This is a genomic window from Aeromonas sp. R1-1, from assembly GCF_040908495.1.
Classification (GTDB): domain Bacteria; phylum Pseudomonadota; class Gammaproteobacteria; order Enterobacterales; family Aeromonadaceae; genus Aeromonas; species Aeromonas veronii.
Genome location: NZ_JBFODV010000097.1, coordinates 1 through 6873, shown reverse-complemented (window position 1 = coordinate 6873; position 6873 = coordinate 1). Strand labels below are relative to the sequence as shown.

The window sequence follows — 6873 nt, the reverse complement described above, 5'->3', positions numbered from 1 at the left end:
ATTGCCTACCGGTTATGACTGGCGCAGACACCGCCGTTTTATCCTCAGTGGCGGTGGTTACAAGGCAGAATGCAGCCGTCGCAACTGGTTTTTGGAGTTGCTCAACCCGGTGCCCTATGTGGTGGTGCGAGACATAGCCATCGGCGGCATCGGCATTCTTGGGGCCATACGGTTGAAAGAGGGGGATGAGCTGGTGATTACCATTCCCTCTGGCGAGAAGCTGCGCGGTCTGGTCGTGAGATCCCAGCCAGACCCACTCTTTCCCAAACTCTATCGCACCGGTATTCGTCTGCATCGTTATCCGACGGCCGAGTTGTTTGCCCACTGGCAAAGTTACATTCAGCCGCAAGATAAAGCGGATTTCGACCATGATTGCCAAGTCTTGAAACAGGTACGCGGCGCGTGAGCCAAATGTCATATCAGAGGTTGTTTTCCCCACCTTCAGCATGATTTGTCGGTGGATTCCGCAGATCTGCAGGCTTGGCTGTCCCGAGTGGTTTATCTTGCTGCATGTGTTTTCATCTTTATGTTTTTATTGAATTTTATCTGTACCTCTGAAGTCGCAGAGGATGCGGATCTTTTTCCCTTTTCGTGATCCCCCCCGAAGTAGTTCCCCCTGATATCCCTTAGTATCTGGCCAGCATGACTCCCTTTCGGGGGAGGATAACAAGAACAAAAAGGAATGATGGATGAGATCCGTGAGCAACCAGTGTCTGTTGATGCAGATCCAGCCGACCATCTTGCGCTTTGCCAAGATGCTGGCGAGTGTGCTGCAGCTTGAGGTCGAGATTGTGGATGCCGATATGGTTCGGGTGGCTGGCACCGGGCCTTATGGCAAGTTCTTCGGACGTCAGCTGGAGGGCGACTCCCGACTGCTGCGCTATGTGATTGATAACCAGCGGGAGAAGATCGTTACCCACACCAGCGATGATCCCGTGTGTGACGGTTGTACCTGCAAGGAGAGCTGCCGTGAGCGCGCCTTCCTCGGGGTGCCCATCATGGTGGACGAGCGCTGCATCGGGGTGATCAGTCTGGTGGCCTTCAGCGACGAGCAGCAGGCGCGCCTCAACAACAATCTGCAGGATGTGTGCGACTATGTGCGCCACATCTCCACCATCTTTGTGGCCAAGTTGCTCGATTCGCGTGGGCTGTCGGACGGGGTCAACAAGGTGTTCCTCAATCTGATGACCAACATGGATCAGGGTTGCCTGCTGCTCGATGACAAGAGTCAACTGCTCTACGCCAACGAGGCGGCACTCCATCATCTGGGTTGCCAGCAGGAACAGCTGCAGGGGCGCGAAGTGGGGATCCGCCCGCTCACCTTCTCCCAACAGGGGCTGAGCGGTCATCTTCAGCACATCATCACCTTTGAAGGTCGTCAGGAGCTGATCATCGGCCAGCTGCACCATGTGCAGGGCCAGCAGCTCTTTCTGATGGCGTTTCATCAGTCCCACTCCGGTCTGGTTCAGGAGCCGGATCCGGATGTGCGTATCGATCAGCTGATCGGCGAGAGCAAGCCGATGCGCACCCTCAAGCGGCTGCTGCACCGTATCGCCCAGAGTCCCTCCAGCGTGCTGATTTGCGGCGAGAGCGGCACCGGTAAAGAGGTGGTGGCCCGCGCAGTCCATCGCCTGAGTCCCCGTCAGGACAAGCCTTTTATTGCCATCAACTGTGCCGCCATTCCCGAACAACTGCTTGAGAGCGAGCTTTTTGGTTATGTGAAAGGCTCCTTTACCGGTGCCTCCAGCGGGGGCAAGCAGGGCCTGATCCAGGCGGCCCATCAGGGCACCCTGTTCCTCGACGAGATTGGCGACATGCCGCTGACCATGCAGGCCAAGCTGCTGCGGGTGCTGGAGCTGCGGGAGGTGACTCCCATCGGGGCCAGCCGGCCGGTGTCGGTGGATATTCGTATCATCGCCGCCACCCACCAGCATCTCGATCAATACATCGCCGAGGGGAAGTTTCGTGAAGATCTCTACTACCGCATCAACGTTATCCCCCTCAACCTGCCGCCGCTGCGGGAGCGGGAAGGGGACGTGGAGCTGCTGACCCACTACTTTCTCAACCTCCACACCAGCCGCATTGGCATCGTCTATCCCGGTCTGGCACCCGAGGTGATGGCGCTGCTCAAGGGGTATCGCTGGCCGGGCAACGTGCGCGAGCTCAGCAACCTCATCGAATATCTGGTCAACGTCAGCCAGGCGGGCGAGGTGATTGACGCCGGCCTGCTGCCCCCCAACATCATCCGCAATCAGGAGCCCCATCACGTCTCCGCCCAGTCGATCCCGGTGACCAATCTGGATGCGTCGTTCAATGTGCCTGCCACCGCTCCGCTCGCCACCACGCCGGAGAAACTGCCTGAACCCGTTCCGGGTGAGAGTGGACTTGAGAGCATGGAAAAACAGATGATAGAAGAGACCCTGCAGCGGCTCGGCAACAAAAAACTGGCCGCACAGGCGCTGGGGATTGGGATTGCCACCCTCTATCGCAAGATAAAGAAGTACGAGATTGCCGTGCAGAGCTGAGGCGCTGGCGGCATCGATCTGGCCCGTGTCGTTTATCAGACGACACGGGCTTTTTATGGGAACAAGGCTCTGCGCCATTGCCGAATTGTGCTGAACGGATTGGCGGGGCAGGGGAGTAGCTGGACAGAATGCAAAAAGCCCGCTCGATGAGCGGGCTTTTTTAATCTGGTGCGTCCTAGTGGATTCGAACCACCGACCCCCACCATGTCAAGGTGATGCTCTAACCAGCTGAGCTAAGGACGCAGGGTGCGCAATGCGACTTTTATTTCTTTATGCAGAAGTGGTGGGTTTAATTGGATTCGAACCAACGACCCCTACCATGTCAAGGTAGTGCTCTAACCAACTGAGCTATAAACCCACATCTGCATTTCTTTCAATGCTGAATGGTGCGTCCTAGTGGATTCGAACCACCGACCCCCACCATGTCAAGGTGATGCTCTAACCAGCTGAGCTAAGGACGCATAATCAGTGTTCTGTAATGGTGCGTCCTAGTGGATTCGAACCACCGACCCCCACCATGTCAAGGTGGTGCTCTAACCAGCTGAGCTAAGGACGCATCACAGAAAAAGTGGTGGGTTTAATTGGATTCGAACCAACGACCCCTACCATGTCAAGGTAGTGCTCTAACCAACTGAGCTATAAACCCACTTTTTCTTACTTCACTACGCCAGCGCTGCTGACGTGGACGGCATACTACCCATGCCCCCCAAGGCTGTCAACAGGCCATATGCACAAAGGAGACTGTTTGCCCAGTTCTTGCGCAGCCTGTTGATTTTGCAGGCGAGTTGTCGCTTGCCAAGCCCTGTTACTGGGCTCGCGACAGGGTAGTGCAGGCCTCCGGAGTGGCAAAACGGCCATAGATGTAGCGCAATCTCGCCCCCAGCATCAGGGCCGCACTGGTGAGGCCGACGATAAAGCCGATCCAGAAGCCCTGCGGCCCCATCCGCGGCACCAGCCAGTCGGTCAGACCCAGGATCATGCCGGTGGGCAGCCCCAATCCCCAGTAGGCGACGATGGTGACGTAGAAGATCGCCTGGGTATCCTTGTAACCGCGTAGTGCGGCGGCCGCGACCACCTGCACCGAGTCCGAGATTTGATAGATGGCGGCGAAGAACAGCAAGATGGCCGCCAGGACGATCACCTGCTGATCATCGGTATAGATGGAGGCGATCTGCTCGCGCAGCAGCACCGTCATGGCGGCAGTTGCAGCAGCGATGGCCATCCCCAGCATCAAGCCGGTGCGAGCCGCCACCCGGGCGTGATGGGGTTGCCCTTCACCTATACTGTGGCCGACCCGGATGGTGACACCCACCCCGATGGAGAGGGGCAGCATAAAGACCAGGCTGGAGAAGTTGAGCGCAATCTGGTGGCTCGCCACCGTCTCGGCACCGAAGGGGGCCAGCATCAGGGCCACCACGGTAAACAGGGTCACCTCGCAGAAGATCGCCATGGCGATGGGGAAGCCCAAGCGAAACAAGCGCCAGATCCGGCTACCGTTGGGGCGAGCCAGCTGGGAGAAGAGGCGGATCTCAGTGAAGTGACGGGAGAGCTTCACATAGAGGATCATGGCCAGCAGCATGGCCCACAGCACGATGGCCGTGGCCACGCCACAACCCACCCCGCCCAGTTTCGGCATGCCGAAGTGGCCGTGAATGAAGATGTAGTTGGCGGGAATATTGACCGCCAGCCCGACAAAGCCGATCACCATGGTAGGCATGGTGTGGGAGAGCCCCTCACTGAAGTTGCGCAGCACCTGGAACAGCACGAAGGCGGGCAGACCCCACAGGATGGCGTGCAGATAACCAGTGGTCTTGGCCGCCATCACCGGCTCCACATCCATGAACTGCAACGCCAGCGGGCTGTAATAAAGCGCGATCATCGCCAGCGGGGTGACGATCAGTGCCAGCCAGAAGCCCTGATGAACGGCCGGACGGATTGCCTCCCGTTTACGGGCGCCATTGAGCTGGGATACGATGGGGGTGAGCGCCATGATGATCCCCTGCACCAGCAGGATCACCGGTAGCCAGAAGCTGGACGCCACCGACACGGCGGCCAGATCGACCGCACTCACCTGACCCGCCATCACGGTATCGACGAAGTTCATGGCGACCTGGGCCACCTGGGCGACCAGAATGGGGCTGGCTAGACGGACGAGCTGCTTCGCCTCGGACCAATAACGTTGCACTGACACCTCCGAGTGGATCAGATAAGAGTAAAAAAGAGCGGAAATCGGGAAGAGCCTTTGCACTTTCGGACGAAAGTGCAAAGGGTGGGGGAGGCATTCTAGCCTGAAATTCAGCCAGGACGAAATAGTTGCCACCCCGGGGGGCAGGATCAAGCGTCTTCGTGATCGCTGATCAGCAGGTTGGCAGCGGCATAGGCAGCCTGTTCGCGCAGTTCGGCGGGTACCCGCTCATCGGCGGCGACCGCGTTGAGGGCTCGGATGGTGGCGGCGATGGCCTTCGGCACATAGCCCTGCTCGCCGGAGCCAATCTGGTTATAGGCGATACGGATCGCTTCACAGCACTCATAAACCATCATGATTTGCTTCCTTGAAAGTAAAAAGGCGAGCAAATATAGCGGTTTTGCTCCCATTTTGTCAGTCTCGCGGTTGTAATTTACGGCAAGCCCGTTAGTTTGATTACCCCCTTTTCCTGTTTCAGCCTCTTTGATGCTGCTCTCTTCGCGCAACTCACTGGCGATCTTTCTGACGCTGTTTACACTTCTCGCCCTGACGCTTAAGGATGGCGCGGACAAATATCTGGTACTTCATGGCTACTCCGTGATGGAGATGGTCTGGTTTCGCTTCTTTGTTCCTTTCCTCGGTCTGCTGCTGTTGTTGCCAAGGCGCACCATGTCGGCGCTGCTGGCGGTGGATCGTTGGCTATTGTTGCGTTCGGTGCTGTTTCTGGTCTGTGCGCTGGTCTCGGTGATTGCGCTGGCCCATGTGCCACTCAACGTCTACACCATCATTTGCCAGCTCGGTTCGCTGGCTTTCGTGGTGGCGGGCGTGATCTTTTTCAGGGAGCGTCTGACCCGGACCAAGGTGGCGGCCGTGCTGTTGGGGTTGTTTGGCGTGCTGGTGGTGACCCATCCTGACGGGGGCGACGCGAACCTCTACTATCTGCTGCCACTGATCATTGTACTGGCCAACACAGGCTACAACCTCATCACCAAGCTGGTGGATCCACGTCTGACCACCCTCGATATCCTAATCGTCACCTGCTTCATGCTGGGGATGGTGGCAATGGTCGCACTCTGCTGGCAGCCTGCACTGTGGCGCTTTCCGGCGCTTGCCGACTGGCCCTATCTGCTGGCGCTGCCGGTGGTGACCCTGCTCTCCCAATATTGCCTTATCAAGGCGATGCAGTATGCGCAGGCCTCTACTCTGGCGCCTTTCTTCTATTTCCAGATCTTTTTTTCAACCCTCTGCGGCTATTTGATGTTTGGTGAAATGCCGACCGTCAGTAGTATGGCGGGGTGTCTGCTCATCGTGCTGGCTGGCATAGTGGTCATCCATTCCCAGCGCCGGGCGCGTGTGTTGGCGCTGTCAGAGGCGGCGGAGCAGGTGTGACAGTGTGTATAAAACGAATTGTGTAAAAAGCGGATTATGTAAAAGAAGCGGCCACAGGCCGCGATAAAAAACAGAGCGTGTTACCAGAAACAAAGAGGTGATGATGTTTACCGGAATTGTGCAAGGTGTGGCCGAGCTGGTCGCCATCGAAGAGAGTGCTTCATTTCGTACCCACGTGATCCGCATGCCCAGCCGGGAGTGGGGCGAGGGATTGGCTCTTGGTGCCTCGGTGGCTCACAACGGCTGCTGCCTGACCGTCACCCGGGTCGAGGGGGAGCTGGTCAGTTTCGATCTGATGCAGGAGACCCTGCGCCTGACCAACCTCGGCAAGCTGCAGGTGGGGGACAAGGTCAATGTGGAGCGGGCTGCCCGCTTTGGTGACGAGATCGGCGGTCATGCCATGTCTGGCCATATCATCGGCATGGCAGAGGTTACCTCGGTGATCGACACACCCAACAACCGTCAGGTGTGGTATCGCCTTGCTCCCGAGCTGATGAAATATGTGCTGACCAAGGGGTATATCGGCATTGACGGCATCAGCCTGACCATCGGCGAGGTGCGCGGTCGTGAGTTTTGCGTTCACCTGATCCCCGAGACGCTGGCTCGCACCAACCTCGGCTGGGTGCGCGCCGGCTGGCCGACCAACATCGAGATCGATCCCCAGACCCAGGCCATCGTCGATACGGTGGAGCGGGTACTGGCGGCGCGCGGGGGTCACTGAAAGGAAACGGCTTGGTTTCAATCGCCTCATAAGCAAGGGCCTGCAGTGTGCAG

At 57.9% G+C, this 6873-nt stretch carries 6 protein-coding genes and 5 tRNA genes; 4 read left to right on the top strand and 7 right to left on the bottom strand.

Annotated elements, in window-relative coordinates; translation table 11 throughout:
• Position 1: 1 nt before the first annotated feature.
• Both AB5Y92_RS05605 and AB5Y92_RS05600 read left to right on the top strand, forming a co-directional pair.
• Positions 2–406, top strand: coding sequence for a hypothetical protein (locus tag AB5Y92_RS05605; RefSeq protein ID WP_368225891.1), 405 nt, complete (start codon positions 2–4; stop codon positions 404–406).
• Between the two features lie 283 nt (positions 407–689).
• Entirely contained in the window at positions 690–2525 is a 1836-nt protein-coding gene (locus tag AB5Y92_RS05600; protein WP_368225889.1) for a sigma 54-interacting transcriptional regulator, read from the top strand.
• Positions 2526–2691: 166 nt separating this feature from the next.
• On the opposite strand, the gene AB5Y92_RS05595 is transcribed toward AB5Y92_RS05600, so the two are convergent.
• The 7 genes from AB5Y92_RS05595 to AB5Y92_RS05565 form a co-directional block, all read right to left on the bottom strand.
• Positions 2692–2768: transfer RNA gene (locus tag AB5Y92_RS05595), tRNA-Val, on the bottom strand.
• 38 nt (positions 2769–2806) lie between these two features.
• Positions 2807–2883, bottom strand: a tRNA-Val gene (locus tag AB5Y92_RS05590).
• 26 nt (positions 2884–2909) lie between these two features.
• A tRNA-Val gene (locus tag AB5Y92_RS05585) sits at positions 2910–2986 on the bottom strand.
• A gap of 18 nt (positions 2987–3004) precedes the next feature.
• Positions 3005–3081 (bottom strand) — tRNA-Val (locus tag AB5Y92_RS05580).
• 13 nt (positions 3082–3094) lie between these two features.
• Positions 3095–3171: transfer RNA gene (locus AB5Y92_RS05575), tRNA-Val, on the bottom strand.
• Positions 3172–3330: 159 nt separating this feature from the next.
• Positions 3331–4710 (bottom strand): MATE family efflux transporter, encoded by a 1380-nt coding sequence (locus AB5Y92_RS05570; protein WP_047440645.1) that lies wholly within the window; start codon positions 4708–4710, stop codon positions 3331–3333.
• Positions 4711–4859: 149 nt separating this feature from the next.
• Positions 4860–5066, bottom strand: coding sequence for a YaeP family protein (locus AB5Y92_RS05565; RefSeq protein ID WP_005352334.1), 207 nt, complete (start codon positions 5064–5066; stop codon positions 4860–4862).
• 130 nt (positions 5067–5196) lie between these two features.
• Between AB5Y92_RS05565 and AB5Y92_RS05560 the strand changes: the two genes are divergently transcribed.
• Both AB5Y92_RS05560 and AB5Y92_RS05555 read left to right on the top strand, forming a co-directional pair.
• Positions 5197–6099, top strand: coding sequence for a DMT family transporter (locus tag AB5Y92_RS05560; protein WP_368225887.1), 903 nt, complete (start codon positions 5197–5199; stop codon positions 6097–6099).
• A gap of 103 nt (positions 6100–6202) precedes the next feature.
• Positions 6203–6820, top strand: coding sequence for a riboflavin synthase subunit alpha (locus AB5Y92_RS05555; RefSeq protein ID WP_368225892.1), 618 nt, complete (start codon positions 6203–6205; stop codon positions 6818–6820).
• The last annotated feature ends 53 nt before the right edge of the window (positions 6821–6873 follow it).

Bases quoted from the DNA above. Each gene is read 5' to 3' on its own strand.
- AB5Y92_RS05565 (WP_005352334.1), bottom strand. From the start codon at position 5,066: ATGATGGTTTATGAGTGCTGTGAAGCGATCCGTATCGCCTATAACCAG.
- AB5Y92_RS05600 (WP_368225889.1), top strand. From the start codon at position 690: ATGAGATCCGTGAGCAACCAGTGTCTGTTGATGCAGATCCAGCCGACC.
- AB5Y92_RS05555 (WP_368225892.1), top strand. From the start codon at position 6,203: ATGTTTACCGGAATTGTGCAAGGTGTGGCCGAGCTGGTCGCCATCGAA.
- AB5Y92_RS05560 (WP_368225887.1), top strand. From the start codon at position 5,197: ATGCTGCTCTCTTCGCGCAACTCACTGGCGATCTTTCTGACGCTGTTT.